Annotated in this window: 23 protein-coding genes and 1 tRNA gene; 13 read left to right on the forward strand and 11 right to left on the reverse strand. The window is 64.2% G+C overall.

The features are described from left to right. Window positions 1-66 precede the first annotated feature (66 nt). The 6 genes from C8K18_RS12455 to C8K18_RS12480 all read right to left on the reverse strand — a co-directional run bounded on the left by C8K18_RS12455 (window position 67) and on the right by C8K18_RS12480 (window position 4,805). Window positions 67-861, reverse strand: coding sequence for a cystine ABC transporter substrate-binding protein (locus C8K18_RS12455; protein WP_107707662.1), 795 nt, complete (start codon window positions 859-861; stop codon window positions 67-69). A 155-nt stretch (window positions 862-1,016) separates the two neighbouring features. Beyond that, the gene (locus C8K18_RS12460) at window positions 1,017-2,039 is read right to left on the reverse strand and encodes a quinone-dependent dihydroorotate dehydrogenase (protein WP_107707663.1); all 1,023 of its coding nucleotides are present in this window, start codon (window positions 2,037-2,039) and stop codon (window positions 1,017-1,019) included. Window positions 2,040-2,206: 167 nt separating this feature from the next. Further along, window positions 2,207-3,028 (reverse strand): arginyltransferase, encoded by an 822-nt coding sequence (locus tag C8K18_RS12465; protein WP_107707664.1) that lies wholly within the window; start codon window positions 3,026-3,028, stop codon window positions 2,207-2,209. Between the two features lie 129 nt (window positions 3,029-3,157). Beyond that, complete coding sequence (aat, locus tag C8K18_RS12470; RefSeq protein ID WP_107707665.1) at window positions 3,158-3,895, reverse strand: leucyl/phenylalanyl-tRNA--protein transferase; 738 nt, start codon at window positions 3,893-3,895, stop codon at window positions 3,158-3,160. Between the two features lie 9 nt (window positions 3,896-3,904). After that, entirely contained in the window at window positions 3,905-4,450 is a 546-nt protein-coding gene (locus C8K18_RS12475; RefSeq protein WP_006048777.1) for an NUDIX hydrolase, read from the reverse strand. Window positions 4,451-4,728: 278 nt separating this feature from the next. Next, window positions 4,729-4,805: transfer RNA gene (locus tag C8K18_RS12480), tRNA-Met, on the reverse strand. Between the two features lie 373 nt (window positions 4,806-5,178). Here C8K18_RS12480 and C8K18_RS12485 point away from each other — a divergent pair. Both C8K18_RS12485 and C8K18_RS12490 read left to right on the forward strand, forming a co-directional pair. Next, window positions 5,179-5,676, forward strand: coding sequence for a heme-degrading domain-containing protein (locus tag C8K18_RS12485; RefSeq protein WP_006048778.1), 498 nt, complete (start codon window positions 5,179-5,181; stop codon window positions 5,674-5,676). Window positions 5,677-5,686: 10 nt separating this feature from the next. Beyond that, entirely contained in the window at window positions 5,687-6,019 is a 333-nt protein-coding gene (locus tag C8K18_RS12490) for an SMR family transporter (RefSeq protein WP_370882129.1), read from the forward strand. A 90-nt stretch (window positions 6,020-6,109) separates the two neighbouring features. Here the strand turns inward: C8K18_RS12490 and C8K18_RS12495 are convergent, their stop codons facing one another. Next, complete coding sequence (locus tag C8K18_RS12495; RefSeq protein WP_053857986.1) at window positions 6,110-6,490, reverse strand: hypothetical protein; 381 nt, start codon at window positions 6,488-6,490, stop codon at window positions 6,110-6,112. Between the two features lie 45 nt (window positions 6,491-6,535). After that, window positions 6,536-6,727, reverse strand: coding sequence for a hypothetical protein (locus C8K18_RS12500; protein WP_029971340.1), 192 nt, complete (start codon window positions 6,725-6,727; stop codon window positions 6,536-6,538). A gap of 219 nt (window positions 6,728-6,946) precedes the next feature. Here C8K18_RS12500 and C8K18_RS12505 point away from each other — a divergent pair, with 219 nt between their 5' ends. The 3 genes from C8K18_RS12505 (at window position 6,947) to C8K18_RS12515 (ending at window position 9,220) form a co-directional block, all read left to right on the forward strand. Next, window positions 6,947-7,213 carry a hypothetical protein gene (locus C8K18_RS12505; protein ID WP_006048782.1) on the forward strand — a complete coding sequence of 89 codons (267 nt, stop codon included), beginning with the start codon at window positions 6,947-6,949 and terminating at the stop codon, window positions 7,211-7,213. Window positions 7,214-7,518: 305 nt separating this feature from the next. Beyond that, window positions 7,519-7,803: a DUF1488 domain-containing protein gene (locus tag C8K18_RS12510; protein ID WP_029971341.1), complete on the forward strand. Its 285-nt coding sequence runs from the start codon at window positions 7,519-7,521 to the stop codon at window positions 7,801-7,803. A gap of 280 nt (window positions 7,804-8,083) precedes the next feature. Further along, window positions 8,084-9,220 (forward strand): enoyl-CoA hydratase/isomerase family protein, encoded by a 1,137-nt coding sequence (locus C8K18_RS12515; RefSeq protein ID WP_107707666.1) that lies wholly within the window; start codon window positions 8,084-8,086, stop codon window positions 9,218-9,220. A 58-nt stretch (window positions 9,221-9,278) separates the two neighbouring features. On the opposite strand, the gene C8K18_RS12520 is transcribed toward C8K18_RS12515, so the two are convergent. Next, entirely contained in the window at window positions 9,279-9,704 is a 426-nt protein-coding gene (locus C8K18_RS12520; RefSeq protein ID WP_006048785.1) for a hypothetical protein, read from the reverse strand. Window positions 9,705-10,075: 371 nt separating this feature from the next. Here C8K18_RS12520 and ssuD point away from each other — a divergent pair, with 371 nt between their 5' ends. From ssuD to C8K18_RS12540, 4 genes are read left to right on the forward strand one after another with little or no spacing between them, the layout of a single operon-like run. After that, a complete protein-coding gene (gene ssuD / locus C8K18_RS12525; protein ID WP_006048786.1) occupies window positions 10,076-11,236 on the forward strand; it encodes an FMNH2-dependent alkanesulfonate monooxygenase in 1,161 nt (386 codons plus the stop codon). A gap of 50 nt (window positions 11,237-11,286) precedes the next feature. Then, entirely contained in the window at window positions 11,287-12,153 is an 867-nt protein-coding gene (gene ssuC / locus C8K18_RS12530; protein ID WP_053857989.1) for an aliphatic sulfonate ABC transporter permease SsuC, read from the forward strand. Next, window positions 12,150-13,208 (forward strand): ATP-binding cassette domain-containing protein, encoded by a 1,059-nt coding sequence (locus C8K18_RS12535; protein ID WP_107707667.1) that lies wholly within the window; start codon window positions 12,150-12,152, stop codon window positions 13,206-13,208. Before ssuC ends, C8K18_RS12535 begins: the two co-directional genes overlap by 4 nt. A gap of 47 nt (window positions 13,209-13,255) precedes the next feature. After that, a complete protein-coding gene (locus tag C8K18_RS12540; protein ID WP_006048789.1) occupies window positions 13,256-13,471 on the forward strand; it encodes a molybdopterin-binding protein in 216 nt (71 codons plus the stop codon). Between the two features lie 8 nt (window positions 13,472-13,479). Here C8K18_RS12540 and C8K18_RS12545 read toward each other — a convergent pair whose 3' ends face one another. Further along, window positions 13,480-13,776, reverse strand: a complete 297-nt coding sequence (locus C8K18_RS12545; RefSeq protein ID WP_029971346.1) for a hypothetical protein — start codon at window positions 13,774-13,776, stop codon at window positions 13,480-13,482. 176 nt (window positions 13,777-13,952) lie between these two features. Between C8K18_RS12545 and C8K18_RS12550 the strand changes: the two genes are divergently transcribed. The 3 genes from C8K18_RS12550 to C8K18_RS12560 all read left to right on the forward strand — a co-directional run bounded on the left by C8K18_RS12550 (window position 13,953) and on the right by C8K18_RS12560 (window position 14,993). Next, window positions 13,953-14,150: a hypothetical protein gene (locus tag C8K18_RS12550; RefSeq protein ID WP_006048791.1), complete on the forward strand. Its 198-nt coding sequence runs from the start codon at window positions 13,953-13,955 to the stop codon at window positions 14,148-14,150. Window positions 14,151-14,302: 152 nt separating this feature from the next. After that, window positions 14,303-14,545, forward strand: coding sequence for a DUF6566 family protein (locus C8K18_RS12555; RefSeq protein WP_006048792.1), 243 nt, complete (start codon window positions 14,303-14,305; stop codon window positions 14,543-14,545). A gap of 73 nt (window positions 14,546-14,618) precedes the next feature. Further along, a complete protein-coding gene (locus C8K18_RS12560) occupies window positions 14,619-14,993 on the forward strand; it encodes a glyoxalase superfamily protein (RefSeq protein ID WP_029971349.1) in 375 nt (124 codons plus the stop codon). 122 nt (window positions 14,994-15,115) lie between these two features. On the opposite strand, the gene C8K18_RS12565 is transcribed toward C8K18_RS12560, so the two are convergent. Further along, window positions 15,116-15,382 (reverse strand): hypothetical protein, encoded by a 267-nt coding sequence (locus C8K18_RS12565; protein WP_029971350.1) that lies wholly within the window; start codon window positions 15,380-15,382, stop codon window positions 15,116-15,118. Between the two features lie 333 nt (window positions 15,383-15,715). Here C8K18_RS12565 and dusA point away from each other — a divergent pair, with 333 nt between their 5' ends. Then, a complete protein-coding gene (dusA, locus tag C8K18_RS12570) occupies window positions 15,716-16,717 on the forward strand; it encodes a tRNA dihydrouridine(20/20a) synthase DusA (protein WP_107707668.1) in 1,002 nt (333 codons plus the stop codon). Window positions 16,718-16,810: the final 93 nt, after the last annotated feature.

The raw sequence follows: 16,810 nt of genomic DNA on the forward strand, positions 1-16,810 counted from the left end.
AGTGCGAAGGGCGGCATACCGAGCATGCCGCCCTTCGTTTCATCGCGAGCCGCTTATTTCAGGCGCTTATTTGATCGGCTTGCTCACGTCGATGCCGAACCACTTGTCCGAGATCTTCGCGAACGTGCCGTCGGTTTCAAGCTGCGTCATCGCGTCGTCGATTGCCTTGGCGAACTTCGGGTTGTTCTTCTTGAACGGAATGCCCGACGGGTTGCCCGCGCCGACGTTCGCGCCGGTGCGCAGCGGCAACTGCGAGTTCTTCAGCAGATACGCGAGCATCAGGCGGTCGTTGAGCGCCGCGTCGAGACGGCCGGCCGCGAGATCGCGCAGATATTCGGGCGCGCCCGGATACGTCTTCACGTCGATGCCCGGCACCGACTTCGCCATGTCCATGTAGTTGGTGCCGAGGCCGACGCCGAGCTTCTTGCCCTTCAGATCGTCGAGCGACTTGAACTGGCGCGTGTCGTCCTTACGCTGAATCAGTTGCGCGGCCGAGTACGTGTACGCAGGCGAAAAGTCGAGCGACTGCTTGCGTGCGTCCGTAATGCCGACCTGATTGACGATCACGTCGAACTTGCCGGCCTGCAGGCCCGCAATGATGCCGCTCCATTCGGTCGTGACGAACTCCGGCTTCACGCCGAGCTTCGACGCGACAGCCTTCGCGATGTCGACGTCATAGCCGACCAGTTCGCCCGACGGCGCTTTGGAATTGAACGGAGGGAAGGTGCCTTCGAGGCCGACGCGCAGCGTGCCGCGCTGCTTGACCTGATCCAGCAGATCGTCGGCATGGGCCGGGATCGCGGTGAACGAAGCGCCGATCATCGCGGCGACGAAAAGTTTTTTCAACAAGCGAAGTTGCATCGTGGTCCTTTTTTGTTCGTATGGCGTTATAGCGGACGAGAGCTTAACAAAGCAGAGTGCCCGTCGCTAAATACCCATTGCTCATGTCTGTATTACGAGGCGGGCGTGTGCATGACCATCAGCGACGCGTGAGAGCGCGCACGCTGACCGCATACCTAGCGCAACGCCTGCACGCATTCGCCGATGAGTGCCGGGCCGCGATAAATGAAACCCGTATAAAGCTGAATGAGCGAAGCGCCCGCGGCAAGTTTGGCGCGCGCGTCGTCGCCGGAAAAAATCCCGCCGACGCCGATGATCGGCACCGTCTCGCCGACTTCGGCGCGCAGCTTGCGGATCACTTCATTGGACGCGTCGAACACCGGCTTGCCCGACAGGCCGCCCGCTTCGTCGCCGTGCTGCATGCCCGCGACGGCCGTGCGCGCGAGCGTCGTGTTGGTCGCGATCACGCCTTCGAAGCGGTGGCGCAGCAGCGTGCCGGCGATCGATTTGATCTGCTCGTCGTCGAGGTCGGGCGCGATCTTCAACGCGAGCGGCACGAGCTTGCCGTGCATGTCGGCCAGACGCTGCTGCTTGTCCTTGAGCGCGGCGAGCAGCGCGTCGAGTTCGTCCGCGCCTTGCAACTGGCGCAGGTTCTTCGTATTCGGCGACGAGATGTTGACCGTCACATAGCTCGCAAACGGATAGACGCGCTCGAGGCAATAGAGATAATCGTCGGCGGCACGGTCGATCGGCGTATCGGCGTTCTTGCCGATATTCAGCCCGAGAATGCCGCGGTAACGCGCGGCCTGCACGTTCTTCACGAACTGGTCGACGCCCGCGTTGTTAAAGCCCATCCGGTTGATCACAGCTTGCGCCTGCGGCAGCCGGAACATGCGCGGACGCGGGTTGCCCGGCTGCGCGCGCGGTGTGACGGTGCCCACTTCGATGAAGCCGAAGCCGAGTGCGGCGAGCCCGTCGATCGCGGCGCCGTCCTTGTCGAGTCCCGCTGCGAGTCCTACCGGATTGCGGAACGTCAGTCCCATCACCGTGCGCGGCGCATCGGGCACGCGGGCGGCGAGCGCGCCCGCGAGCCCAGTGCGGCCCGCGGCGCCGAGCGCGCGCAAGGTCAGGTGATGAGCGTCTTCCGCGTCCATGCGAAAGAGTTGGGCGCGTACGAGCGGATAGAGGGAACTGAACACAGGACGAAGCCGGGCGGCCGGAAAATGGGAACCCGCTATTTTACCGGCTTTGCGCTGTCAATGAGATAAGGCGGAAGGCGAGGGCGGTGCGTTGCCGCGGGCGCGGGTCGAGCGTGGTGTTCCTCGGGCCACACTCAGCCCACACTCAGCCCACACTCAGCCCACACTCAAGGCCGCAGCGGCCCGCGCCTGCCTTGCATCCCCGCGCCGGTCGGCTGGAGATCGACGCCGGCGGGATCGAGCACGCGCCACGTGCCGTCGATCAATCCTTCGAGCGGCCGGAAATTGGCCTTGTACGCCATCTTCGGACTCTCGCGAATCCAGTAGCCGAGGTACACATACGGCAGCTTGAGACTGCGCGCCTGCTCGATCTGCCAGTAGATGTTGTACGTGCCGAAGCTCGTATGCGGCAGTCCCGGCTCGAAGAACGTGTACACGGACGAGAGCCCGTCGCCGAGAATATCGATCATGCTGATCATGCGCAGCAGGCCCGGCGAATCGGGCCGGTCCGGCAGCGGCTCGCGGAATTCGACGAGCCGCGAATTGATCCGGCTTTGCAGCAGGAACTGCTCGTATTGATCGCGGCTGTCGCGGTCCATGCCGCCGCCCGCATGCCGCGCCGACTGATAGCGCATGTAGAGCGCGTAGTGCTCTTCGTCGTAGTGAAGCGGTGCGACGGTGGCGATCATCTCGCCATGTTTTTTCCACACGCGGCGCTGCGTACGGTTCGGCTCGAAGCGCTCGACCGGCACGCGCACCGGCACGCACGCGCGGCAACCGTCGCAATACGGCCGGTAGGTGAACACGCCGGAGCGCCGGAAGCCGGCCTTCACGAGGTCCGTGTAGACATCGGAGTTGATGAGGTGACTGGGCGTGGCGACTTGCGAGCGCGCGATGCGCCCGTCGAGATAACTACAGGGATAAGGCGCCGTTGCATAAAATTGCAGCGCCGAAAGCGGAGAAAGAGGCAGCTCGTTGGGATGAGTCACGTTGGCAGCTCTCGAAGCGTCTCTGGTGTCTCTGGTAATGCAAACCCGGCGCGCGTTGCGGCTAGCTTGTCGATCCGCGCGTTCGCTTGTGCGTTCGATCATGCGGACCCGGATTCGGCCTGATTCCTTCTACGCCGCTCGCGCGAGCACATCGAGCAACGCGGTCTTGTCGAAGCGCCAGGGAATGCGCGGTGCGTCGACCGACGCGCGAACATGCGCGATGAACGCCTTGCGCGCTATCTCGCGACCGCCGAGCGACGCCAGATGCGACGTGTTCTGCTGGCAGTCTATCATTTCTATTTCGTGACGGCGCAAGTGCCCGACAAGCGCGGCCAGCGCCATTTTCGAGGCATCGGTGACGTCCGCGAACATCGATTCGCCGAAGAACATCTTGCCGAACGAGACGCCGTATAAGCCGCCCACGCGCTCACCTTCGAACCATGTTTCGATGCTGTGCGCATCGCCCATCCGATGCAGCGACGTGTAGGCGTCGACGACGTCGGCGGTGATCCAGGTGCCGCGCTGTCCGCGCCTCGGCGCCTGCGCGCACGCGCGCATCACCGCGGCGAAATCGTGATCCACGCGAATTTCCCATGCGTCGTCGCGCAGCACGCGCTTGAGCGTTTTACGCAGCGACGGCGAGATCTTGAACTCCGCGGGACGCAGGATCATGCGCGGGTCGGGGCTCCACCACAGCACCGGCTGACCGTCGGAATACCACGGGAAGATGCCGTGACGATAAGCGTCGATGAGCCGCGACGGCAGCAGGTCGCCGCTCGCGGCGAGCAGGCCCGGCGCGCCACTGGCCGCGCCGAGCGCACGCTCGACGGGCGGAAAGGGATCGTCGGGGCCGAGCCAGGGGACCATGCGCGCCGCTCAGCCTTCGCGCAGCGAGCGGAAGATGTCGCCGGTATGCAGGCCGAAGCTGCCGGCCGCGCGGTCGGCGAAAAAGAAGCGCAGTGTTTGTCCGACGGTGGGAAACGCGATCTCGTCCCACGGAATGTCGCCTTCCTCGAAGAGCTTTACTTCGAGACTTTCCTCGCCCGCGGCAATGTCGAGATCGAGCAGGCGCGCCATATAGAACAGATGCACCTGATGCACGTGCGGCACGTTCAGCAGCGAGAACAGGCTCTGCACTTCGACGCGCGCGCCGGCTTCCTCGAGCGTTTCGCGCGACGCGGCCTCGGCCGTGGTCTCGCCCATTTCCATGAAGCCCGCAGGCAGCGTCCAGTAGCCGTAGCGCGGTTCGATCGCGCGGCGGCATAGCAGCACCTTGTCGTCCCACACCGGAACGGTGCCCACGACGTTGCGCGGATTCTGATAGTGCACCGTGCCGCAACTGCCGCACACGAAGCGCTCGCGGTTGTCGCCCGGCGGAATGCTCAGGCTGACGCCGTGGCCGCAGACAGAACAGAATTTCATAGGAAGGGGACGAGAAAGGGTGCTAGGAGTTTATCACTGGGGCGGCGTGGTTTTGTGGCGGGAGCGAAGGGCGGTGGGAGAGGCGAAGTTGGCGGGGGTTGCCACGGCGACGCGAGCGCGAGCGTTTGCGAACAACTGGAACGCTGTGTGCGAGCCGATGACCCGCGTGTCGAAGCTTGGAAGAGGAATGGCAAGCTCAAAACAAAAAAGGCCTGCCGATTTGGCAAGCCTTGAATGTTGTTTTCGACGCTTTGACCTGTTCGCTCGCATTGAGCACTTGGTTGCGGGGGTAGGATTTGAACCTACGACCTTCGGGTTATGAGCCCGACGAGCTGCCAGACTGCTCCACCCCGCGTCCGTCGAAGAAAAGATTATAGAACAGATGGGAAGCGCGTGCAATAGGCGTTTAAGAAAACGGCTTTTTGGGCGCGGGCCTTTTCCTCAGCGGAACGCTTTCTCCTCGCTCTGACAAGCGCCGGCGCTAACTAACAGCACGTCGCGCGATGCGTGCCCCGCGTCGCATCGCGCAAGGCCCCCGCAACACGCTGCGCTAAAATCGCAATTCGACGCGCCGTCACGTATGTCGCTCCGTCGCCAGGTAGTCGCGAAGTAATCCCGATCGATTCGCAAGGAACCGCGCGACTCGCCGCACGACAAAGCAGACAACCGCACAAACCGTCAGCACTGCACGACGACGCGCCCGCACTCCCATTCGCCCTCGGAATTTCATGGACATCGCTCACGATCTGCAGGTCATTGCCGCTCAGGAACACGCGCTCGTGTTTCCTCAATTCGACGCCGACCGCGCCTGGCAAATCGGCGCCTATTTGCACGAGGTCGCGAAGGCGCGCGGCATCGCGGCCGCCATCGACGTCCGCACGTTCGGTCAACCGCTGTTCTTCAGCCTGCTCGACGGCGCGACGCCGGACAACATCGATTGGGCACGCCGAAAGGGCAACACGGTCGCGCATTTCCGGCGCAGCTCGTACGCGATCGGTCTGAAAATGCAGCAGGCCGGCAGCACGCTCGCCGACAAACACGGTCTGCCCGCCACCGAATACGCGTCGCACGGCGGCGCGTTTCCGTTGACAGTCACGGGCGCGGGCGTAATCGGTTCGATCACGGTGTCCGGTCTGCCGCAGCGCGCCGATCATGAGTTTGTGGTCGAAGCGCTATGCGCGCATCTCGGTCACGACTACAGCAAGCTCGCGCTTGCAAAGGCCTGAGCCGATGCGGCTGCCGCCTTATGCATTGCTGGGCATCGCCATCGTGGCCGAAGTGATCGCGACATCGGCGATGCGCGCGTCGGAGGGCTTCTCGCGGTTCGTGCCGTCGGCGATTGTGGTGCTTGGCTACGCCGTCGCGTTCTACTGCCTGTCGCTGACGCTGCGCAGCATTCCGGTCGGCATCGTCTACGCGGTGTGGTCGGGCGCGGGCATCGTGCTGATCACGCTCGTCGCGCTGCTGCTGTACGGACAGGTGCCGGACGTGCCGGCCGTCATCGGCCTCGGGCTGATTATCGCGGGCGTCGCCGTGCTCAATATGTTCTCGAAGATGCAGGCGCATTGAAGCATGCTCCGGCGCCTGTGCCGCAACGGTGGGCGCCAACTGCGCTGCAACTGCAACTGCAACTGCGACTGCAACTGAAGCTGAACGCGCTCACTTGCAGCGCACGATCATCGAACGGTTCTTGACGTTGGCCGACACGACGTTCGTCACGCTGCCGCCCGCGGTGCCGCCTTCGTCGTTGTCCTTCGACACGATGTCATAGCCCGTCGCGCCGCACGCCTTGCCGGCCTGCACGTAGCATGAGGCCCAGCTCGAATCGGCGCCGGCGCCGCTGCAATTCACCGCAAAGCCGGTCTGGCCGTTCGGCAGATTGATCAGCGACGTCGTATTCGACGACGCGCAGCCGGCTATGCCCACGCCGATCGCGAGCGCGGCCGGCAACGCGGCAAAAAGCGAAATGCGGCGCAGCAGAGCCCGCGCGAGGCCATGTCGAAGATGGCGGGTGCGCGGCAATTGCGTCATGAAATGCATCGTGATTGTTTCCTTTGATCATGCGAGCTTGCGACGCGCGCAAGCTCAGGGTGCGTCGATAGTGATGCCCGCTGCGCCGACCAGCTTGCGGCTTTCCGCGCCGCTTTCGGTGGCCGCGTCTTCCCAGATGCTGATGGCTCTCGCGATGTCGATGCCGTGACTTTCGGCGTACGCAAACCATCTGTTCGCCGCATCCGGCTCGGGCAATTCGTGGTCGTCCAGAAAATATTTTCCCATATTGCGCTCGCGGAACTGGAAAGGGACCGACTGCATGAGCATGGAGTGTGCCGATAAAGCTCTTCGACCGGCGCCAAGCGCGAACGTGCGGCATACATGCGCAGCGAGCGCGAAGCAAGGGCCTAACAAGGGTGGAAAAGCGCTCAACAAGCGCACGCTCGCAGAACTAATTGGCTTCCCCGGCGCCTTACCTCAATCATTGCATCGAGGAGAACGAACATGGCTGAGCGGGTCAGCGGCCCTTATCGCGGCTATTACATCAGCGCCGCCGCGCGCCTCGTGCCGGCAGGCGACGCGCCAGGCGCGGGCGGCCATTACGTCGGGTCGGTCAGCCTCGCCGAACTCGGCCCCGACGATTCGCACCGGATGGAAACCCTGGTCGATCTCGGCGGCGAGCAGCGCTTTGGCAGCGAGGACGAGGCGCTCGCATTCGTCGAACAGGCCGCGCGCGATTACATCGACCGGCTGCTCGGAGGCCGGCCATGACGGCGCGCGATCGTGGAGTGCGCAAGCACGCGCGCACCGAGGCGCGGAGTCACGCCCGTAGTCACCCCCAAAGTCACGGCAAGAGTCAAACCGAAACGCGCACCGGAAGCCACGCCCAAAGCCAGGCCAGGAGTCGAACCGAAAGCCACTCTGGCGCCGACGCCCATCCCCAACCAACCGCCCACACGCCAGCCGCAGCGCTCTGGACCGCGGTCCGGCCCCGCGAGTACCATATTCGGGTCGTCCGGGGCCGGCCGGTTTTTGCGGGCTCCGGTTGTGTGCCAGATACTTCCGATGAGGCGACCATGGAAATCAGGTTTCCCGCAGGCGCGCCAGCCTACCGCGATTCCAATCTGACCGTTGTGTTTTCCGCGCTCGTGGATGGCGAGCCCGTGCCCTGTGCGATCTCCGTCGAGGCGCTCGAAGATCACTTCGGCGCCCACTCCGAGGACGAAGAAGGCTGGATGCGCGCGTTCGACGCCGGCCGTCCGCGCATCGAAGCCGTTGCGCGCGAGCACTTGCAGATCAGCAACGGCACGCCGGTGCTGCTCAAGAGCGGCCACTTTCCGCCCGGCAACGCGGCGGGCTAAAGCTCAAGCTCAAGCTCAAGCTCAAACTCAAGCTCAAGCTCAAGCTCAAGCTCAAGCTCAAGCTCAAGCTCAAGCTCAAGCTCAACGAACCCCATGCGGCGAGCCGCACCGCAAGACAGCGGCTCGCCGCGCCAACGCACAACGTGCAGCGCGCGCCCGCGCATAGCCGCCGGCAACCTGCCCGACGCCGCGCCGCCTTCCACCACAAACAGGTCCGACGCCGCAGCTACGTGATAACGTTGGGTTTCCCGTGACTCTGCGCCGTCGCGCGTCGTCTTCCATGTCTCTTTCCGCCTCGCCCGCAGCCAGCGACCAGCTCGCGACTTACGTAGCCAACCGCATTGGTTTCATCGAACTCGAAAGACCGCAGGCGCTCAACGCGCTGTCGATCGGCATGATCCGCGCCATGCACGCCGCGCTCGACACCTGGTCGGAAGATCCCAACGTGCTCGCGGTCGTGGTGCGCAGCCAGCATCCCCGGGCGTTCTGCGCGGGCGGCGACGTCCGCTTCCTGTACGAGTCCGTGCAGCGCGGCGACCACGAAGCTCGCGACGCGTTTTTTATCGAGGAATACCGGCTCAATCACGCGATTTTCACGTATCCGAAGCCCTATATCGCGCTGACGAACGGCGTGGTGATGGGCGGCGGCATGGGCATTTCGCAGGGCGCGCATCGCACGGGCGGGCTGCGGGTCGTCACGCAGTCCACGAAGATGGCGATGCCGGAAACGCGCATCGGCCTCTTTCCCGATGTCGGCGCGAGCTGGTTTCTCGCGCGCACGCCGGGCGCGATCGGCCGCTATCTCGCGGTGACGGGCGAAACCATCGGCGCGGCCGACGCGCTGTACGCCGGTCTCGCCGATGTCTATATGGAAGACGCCGCGTTGCCCGCGCTCGTCGACACGTTGCGCAGCGAACTGTTCGAGCGCGGCGCAGATGTGGTGGCGTGCGTCGAGCGCGAATGCCGCGCGTATCAGGATCAGGTGACGCCGCCGCCGGACGAGTCGCCGCTCGCTCGCGCGCGAACGCTGATCGACCGGCATTTCGCGCTGCCGGACGTGCCGCGCATTCTGGCGTCGCTGCAGCAGAAGTGCGATCGCGACAGCGCCGAGTGGGCCGAGCAGGTGATCGCCGTGTTGCGCGAGCGCTCGCCGCTTTCGATGGCGGTATCGCTCGAGGTGGTGACGCGCGCGGAAGGCTCGATGGCCGAGGTGCTGCGCAGCGATCTCGATCTCACGCGCTCGAGCTTTGAACAAGGCGACGCCGTGGAGGGCGTGCGCGCGCGCATCATCGACAAGGACAATGCGCCGCGCTGGCGCTTTGCGCGCATTGAAGACGTCAGCGTCGCCGACGTCGAGAAGATGTTCGAAAGCCCGTGGCCGCCGAACGAGCATCCGCTGCGCGACCTGCGGAGCTAGCCGCTAGTCGCTCGCCACTAGTCGCGGACGAACATCGGAACGAACGCTCAGCGCGCGCTCAATCCGCATCCTCACCCGCCATGAACGCGCGCATGAAGACGAGCGCGCCCCAGCCCCACATCGCGTTCGCGGCAAAGCCCATCGCGAGGCGCGGCAGCATGTTGCCGCTTGGCCAGATGCCGCGAATCGGATCGACGACGAACACGCTGGCCGCCGTCAATACGATGCCGCCGAACACGAACGCCGGCAGCCACGGCGCGCGGCGCTCGGGCGCGACGCGCAAGAGCCACGCCATCAACACCGCCCAGAACGCGCTCCAGATCGCGTTGGCGATGAACTCGGGCAGGCCGAGCGGCATGAACGGGGCAGTGGAAAAACCGCTTTGATCGACGACGCCTGCGGCATGCAGCAGCGCCAGCGTGGATTCATGAAAGAACAGCGATGCCAGAAAACCGGCGACAAACGGCAGGATGAGTTTTTGCATGCATTGCACCGCCAGGGTACAGGCGCGTGATTGCATTGCCTGCACCGGATTATTGGAAACGTGCGCCATTATATCCAGCGCTCGCGGCTTTTCCGCGGGCCTCCGGGGTCGTGCCCGTATGCTGTAGCGTCGGGCTAATCACGGAAGTGGAAAACCTAAGCTCAAAAAAATCGTTCAAAAGCCGCGCCCCCGTCCATAGACTGTTTCTCCATGCAGACGGCGCCTCGCGCCGTTGCCTTTAGCGTCGATACCGCAACCTTTTTCCGTCCCTTCGCGATGCATCGTCCGGTTCATGTCCGATGACCGGCTGGATGCGTGCGTCCGGCGTTGTCTCGATCCACTCCAGTTTCCGAATACGCGGGGAGCAGCAAATGAATGTGTTCTGGTTCATTCCGACTCACGGTGACAGCCGTTATCTCGGCACGTCGCAAGGCGCGCGCGCGGCCGATTACGACTACTTTCAGCAGATCGCCGTCGCCGCCGATACGCTCGGCTACGAGGGCGTGCTGCTGCCCACGGGCCGCTCCTGCGAGGACGCATGGGTCGTCGCGTCGAGCCTGATCGCCGCGACGAAGCGCCTGAAATTTCTGGTCGCGATCCGGCCGGGCATTTCGTCGCCGGGTCTTGCCGCGCGCATGGCCGCCACTTTCGACCGTCTGTCGAACGGGCGCCTGTTGATCAATGTCGTGACCGGCGGCGATGCGGCCGAGCTCGAAGGCGACGGCGTGTTCGTCGATCACGACACGCGCTATGAAATCACCGACGAGTTCCTGCACATCTGGCGCAAGCTGCTCACGGCCGCGCATACGAACGATGCGATCGACTACGAAGGCAAGCACTTGCAGTCGAAGGGCGGCAAGGCCCTGTATCCGCCCGTGCAGAAGCCGCATCCGCCGCTGTGGTTCGGCGGTTCCTCGCCGGCCGCGCACGACATGGCGGGCGAGCATATCGACACCTATCTGACGTGGGGCGAGCCGCCCGCGGCGGTCGCGAAAAAGATCGCCGACATTCGCGCACGCGCGGCTGCGAATGGCCGCACGATCCGCTTCGGCATTCGCCTGCACGTGATCGTGCGCGAGACGGAAGAAGAAGCGTGGGCCGCCGCCGACAAACTCATCAGCAAGCTCGACGACGAGACCATTGCGCGCGCGCAGGCGTCGTTCTCGAAGATGGACTCCGAAGGTCAGCGCCGCATGGCCGCGCTCCACGGCGGCAAGCGCGGCGGACGCGCGGAGCTTGAGGTTTATCCGAACCTGTGGGCCGGCGTCGGCCTCGTGCGCGGCGGCGCGGGCACCGCGCTCGTCGGCAATCCGCAGCAGGTCGCGGCGCTCATGAAGGAATACGCGGAGCTCGGCATCGAGACGTTCATTCTGTCGGGCTATCCGCATCTCGAAGAGTCGTACCGCTTTGCCGAACTCGTGTTTCCGCTGCTGCCCGGCCGCCAGAGCAAGACCTCAAACGGGCCGCTTTCCGGGCCGTTCGGCGAGATCGTCGGCAACAACTATCTGCCGAAGGCGGCGAGTGCGAGCTGAGCGGCGTCCGTTCGGTTACGACACCTTCGACACGCAATGAGGGAAGTCACATGACTCAATCCACTGTGAGTGCGCAACGCGATGAAGGCGCGCGGGGCGGCGCGGCTTTCCGGCCCGCGCTGCGGTCCGCTTTCGGGTCGTTGCGGCAAGTCGGCGCGTCGCTTGCGCCGTGGGTCGCACCGCTTCTGATTCTGCTCGCCTGGGAAGCCGCCGCGCGCAGCGGCGTGCTGTCCACGCGCGTTCTGCCTGAGCCGCTCGCGGTGGTAAAGGCGGCGTGGTCGTTGATCCAGTCGGGCGAAATGTGGGCGGACGTGAAGGTCAGCACGTGGCGCGCGGTGTCCGGTTTTGCGATCGGCGGTGGAATCGGTCTCGTGCTCGGGCTCGCGACCGGTCTCTTCAAGCCGATCGAAATCGCGCTTGATTCGACCGTGCAGATGATCCGCAATATTCCCGCGCTGGCGATGATCCCGCTCGTGATTCTGTGGTTCGGTATCGAGGAGCAGGCGAAGGTGTTCCTCGTCGCGCTCGGCGTTTTTTTCCCGATCTACGTGAACACGTTCCACGGCATCCGTTCGGTCGATTCGAATCTGATCGAGATGGCGCGCAGCTACGGCGTGAAGGGCGTAGCGCTCTATCGGCACGTGATTTTGCCGGGCGCGCTGCCGTCGATTCTCGTCGGCGTGCGCTTCGCGTTCGGGCTGATGTGGGTGACGCTGATCGTCGCCGAGACGATTTCGGCGCAATCGGGCATCGGCTACATGACGATGAACGCGCGCGAATTCCTGCAAACCGATGTCGTCGTGGTCGGCATTCTGCTGTACGCGGCGCTCGGCAAGATCGCCGACGTGCTGGCGAAGAGCCTCGAGCGCGTGTCGCTGCGCTGGCATCCGGCCTATCAACGTGGAGGTAAGGCATGAGCGCAACGACACTGTCGACGACGTTCGGCGGCATCGCGGGCCGCGATCTGGAGGTCGAGCTGGCGCAGGCGCGCGTCGCGGATCACAACGCGGATGTCGCCGCGGATCTCGATGAGCGTGAGCGTGCGCGTCGTCAGGTGCGCAATGAGCGACGGGCGGCGGAGCAGGCGGGCGCCGTGGCGCGCGAAGATGCAAGGGACGCGAACGGAAAAACCCGCACAACCCGCACAGCCGATTACTCGGTCGAGCTGCGCGGCGTCGGCAAGCAGTATGGCGAACGCAAGGTGCTGACGGACTTCGATCTGTCGATCGAGCGCGGCAGTTTTGTCGCGATTGTCGGCCGCAGCGGCTGCGGTAAATCGACGTTGCTGCGGCTCGTCGCCGGTCTCGAGAAGACGAGCGCCGGCGTGCTCGAAAAACGCGCCGAAGACGGCCGGCCGCTCGACACGCGGATCATGTTCCAGGACGCGCGTCTGTTGCCGTGGAAGAGCGTGCTGCAAAACGTGATGCTCGGCCTGCCGCGCGGCGCGCGCGACGACGCGCGCGCGGTGCTTGCCGAAGTCGGCTTGCTCGAGCGCGCCAACGACTGGCCCGCGCAGCTTTCCGGCGGTCAGCGTCAGCGCGTCGCGTTGGCCCGCGCGCTCGTGCATCGTCCGCAATTGCTGCTGCTCGACGAGCCGCTCGGCGCGCTCGACGCGTTGACGCGCATCGAAATGCATGCGCTCATTGAGCGCCTATGGCGCGAGCACAAGTTCACCGCGCTGCTCGTCACGCACGACGTGCACGAGGCCGTCGCGTTAGGCGATCGCATCCTGTTGATCGAAGAAGGGCGCATCGCGCTCGATCAGCCGGTGCCGCTCGAGCGTCCGCGGGCGCGTGCGTCCGCGGGTTTTGCCGCGCTCGAAGAGCATGTGCTGCAGCGCGTGCTGAAAAATGCGCCGAACGACGACGCGTTGCGCGAGGAGGCGCACGATTCGCGCGACGCACGTGGTGCAGGTAACGCTGGCAACGCAGGCCGTTTCACGCGGCCAACAGATGTCCGTTGGGCCATCTGACATCCTTGACTGACTGAATCTAATCGCTTTCCCTGGAGTCACTCGCAATGAGCATTTCCGCAATCAACGTACGCAATCAGTTCAAAGGCAAGGTCAAGGAAATCATCCGCGGACCGGTCGTGTCCGAAGTCGATGTCGACACACCGTTCGGCATCGTGACCTCCGTGATCACGACGCGCTCCATCGACGAACTCGAGCTGCAGGTCGGCTCGGAAGTCGTCGCGCTCGTCAAGTCGACGGAGGTCTCGATCGCGCGCCTGTAAGCGCCGCGCTATTTCGCGTTCGCGCCGCTCGCGGGCGGCTCGTGCATCATTTTGTCGTTGGTGGGCTTGCGCGGACGCTTGATCGGCATGTTGTCCGGATTGCTCGAGCCGGTCGCGCCTGATGCCGACTCGGGCGGCTTTACCATCGACGATGCGGCGTCGGCCGGTTGCGCTGCTTGCGTGGGCGGCGTGGTCGAGCCTGCCGCGTTGGTCGTCGTTGGCGTCGCCGATGCCGCCGTTCCGCTCGCGCCCAGCGCCAGCAGCGCGGCGGCTGCGCTTAGCGCGGCCAGAGTGCTTCGCTTCATCGCCTTCTCCTTTTGCGTTCCTCGCGTCTGCTCGGGTTGCATGGGTTTTCCCGGTAGACCGGCGTCGCCCGCGAAAATTCACGCGCGAGCCATTCGCTCGTGACGATGCGCCAATGCGCCTCCATTCGCTCTCGAAACTTGCTACGATAAATTCAGTCACGTCGACGGAGACCGCCATGTCGAAGTCATTGAGTCCCGAAGCAATCGAAGCGTTGCGGCGCCTGAACGAAGTGGGCGTCGGCCAGCCGGCGCCGAAATTCCCGCAGTCCGTCACCGCGCAGTTGCTGGCGAGCGGACTCGTCGCCGAATCGAGCGGCGACGAAGTCGAAATCACCTGCAACGGCAGGCAGTACCTTTCCGGCGATTGCGACTGAGCGAACCGACGGGCGACGTTTGCGCGACCTTGTTCGAACGAGCCGCAAGCGGGTTGGCAAGGGCAGGTTGCAGCGCACCGCGCTGCCGCCGGTGCCGGCGCGTTCGCGCGCGATAAACGGCGATTGGAACCGCAGTGAAGGGGGAAGTGAAGATGGAGCCGACGGGCCTCGACATGGGCGATTACAAGGAGCGCTATCAGGACTACGACATCGAAGTCGCGGTCGAACAGGTGCTCACCGGCGTCAAGGCGCATTTCCGCGTGCTGCGCGAGAGCGCGGTGGTGGTCGACTGGCGGCTCGTGCATATCGACAGTCTTTGGCCCACCGAGCACGCCGCCGCCGAGGCCGGCTTTCGCGCGGCGCGCGACGTGATCGACGCGGGGCTCGCGGCTTGATTGCGGCGGCGCGTGAAATCGGCAACGTATTCGACTATGCTTGGCGGCTCATTCCGACTCGCTGAGCCTCGTCATGCATCTTGCGCCTGCTGTGCCGATCATCCGCATCTTCTCCGAGGACAAAGCCCGCGAGTTCTACGTGGATTTCCTGGGCTTTAGCGTCGATTGGGAACACCGTTTCGGCGACAACTTCCCGTTGTATGCGCAAGTGCGGCGCTCCGATCTGGTTCTACACCTCAGCGAACATCATGGCGACGCGACGCCCGGCTCGACGATTTTCGTGCCGGTACGGGAGATTGACGCGCTGCATTCCGAGCTCGATGCGAAGGACTATAAGTACGCGAAGCCGGGTGTCGACGCGCTGCCGTGGGGCAAAGTGCTGGAAGTCGCCGATCCGTTTGGCAATCGCATCCGCTTTTGTGAGGCGCCGGAAGAAGGGGCGGCGTAACGCGCGGTGGGTGGCGATTCATTCCCGTAAACGAAACTGGGCGCCGCACCGGAATCCGATGCAGCGCCCAGTTCGCATGCTGCCACCTGGGCAGCAGGGGCAGGAGGGTCGACGGCGAGTGCTTAGTGGCCGAAGAACACCGATTGCGGACCGGAAACCGGTTCGCGGGTGCCCGATTGCGACGACACGTTGTTCACGCCGCCGTAAGCGGTCGAGCCGGCGTTAGCACGTTCGGCCGCGACGGTTTGCGCGTTCTGGCCTTGTTGCGAAGCCGGTGCGCCGACGGACGGGCGATAGAACGGTGCCGGGCCGTAGCCGCTTGCGAAAGCCGGTGCAGCGACGGAAGCGGAAACAGCGACGAGCAAGGCAGCGATAAATTTGGTCTTCATGATGTACCTCCAGGATTTCGATTTTCAGGATGGCGTGGCAGGAAGCCGTGGGCTGTGTCTGCTACGTCGATGGAATGCAGTGTATACCCCTACTATCGAAAATTTGTGCCGATAATCTGAAATTACTATTCTCGCTGCTGAAATAATCCGTCAGAGCCGCGCCGCATATGGCTTAGCAGTGGTTCGACCCTGCTTTCCGCGGCTTTCCTGTGCGTTGGCCGGAGTCCAAATACCTGATCTTGCAAGGGTTTATCGGGCAGTCGAGGGGCACCGACGCCGGCCGCTTCCCGCGTTGCGGTAAAATTGCGGTTTCGATTCAAGTCGTTACCGCCCATGTCTTCAGCTCGTCCCGCCAGTCCGCGCCGCGTCAGCGTCGCCCCCATGATGGACTGGACCGATCGCCACTGCCGGTCGCTTCATCGCATGATTTCGCGCCATACGTGGCTGTACACGGAAATGGTGACGACCGGCGCGCTGCTGCACGGCGATGTGCCGCGCCATCTGGCGTTTACGCCCGACGAAGCGCCCGTCGCATTGCAACTCGGCGGCAGCGAGCCGGACGATCTCGCGCGCTCGGCGAAGCTCGGCGAGCACTGGGGCTACGACGAAATCAACCTGAATTGCGGCTGCCCGTCTGAGCGCGTGCAGCGCGGCGCATTCGGCGCGTGTCTGATGAACGAGCCGCAACTCGTGGCGGACTGTGTGAAGGCGATGCGCGACGTGGTGTCGGTGCCGGTCACGGTCAAGCACCGGATCGGCGTGGATGCCGTCGAGGAATACGGCTTCGTGCGCGACTTTGTCGGCACGATCGCAGAGGCCGGCTGCGATGTTTTCATCGTGCATGCGCGCAACGCGATTCTCAAAGGTCTGAGCCCGAAAGAGAATCGCGAAATTCCGCCGCTCAAGTACGAATACGCCTATCAGTTGAAGCGCGACTTCCCGCACCTGGAGATCATCATCAACGGCGGAATCCGGACGCTCGACGAAGTGGAGACGCACCTTCAACACGTCGATGGCGTGATGCTCGGGCGCGAGGCCTATCACAACCCGTATCTGCTGGCTGACGTCGACGCGCGCTTCTATGGTTCGACGCAGGCGCCGCTCACGCGCGAGCAGGTGGAAGCGCAATTGATCGAGTATTGCGCGGCCGAGATGGCGCGCGGCACGTATCTCGGCGCGATCACGCGTCATGCGCTCGGCCTCTATCGCGGCGAGGCGGGGGCGCGCGGCTGGCGGCGCGTTCTGTCGGACAGCAAACGGCTCGCGGCACGCGACCTCGCGATCTTCGACGAGGCGAGACAGCATCTGCGTGAGCCTGTCGAGATTTTTGAATAAAGGGCTAGGCAAACGCCGTTTGTGTTCGTATAATCTCGTTTCTTCGTTGGTGACCCGGGTTTTTTAGTTGTTTCCGGCGAGTCAAAGCAGATG

It is taken from the genome of Paraburkholderia sp. GV068 (assembly GCF_003058125.1).
GTDB classification, from domain to species: Bacteria; Pseudomonadota; Gammaproteobacteria; order Burkholderiales; family Burkholderiaceae; genus Paraburkholderia; species Paraburkholderia graminis.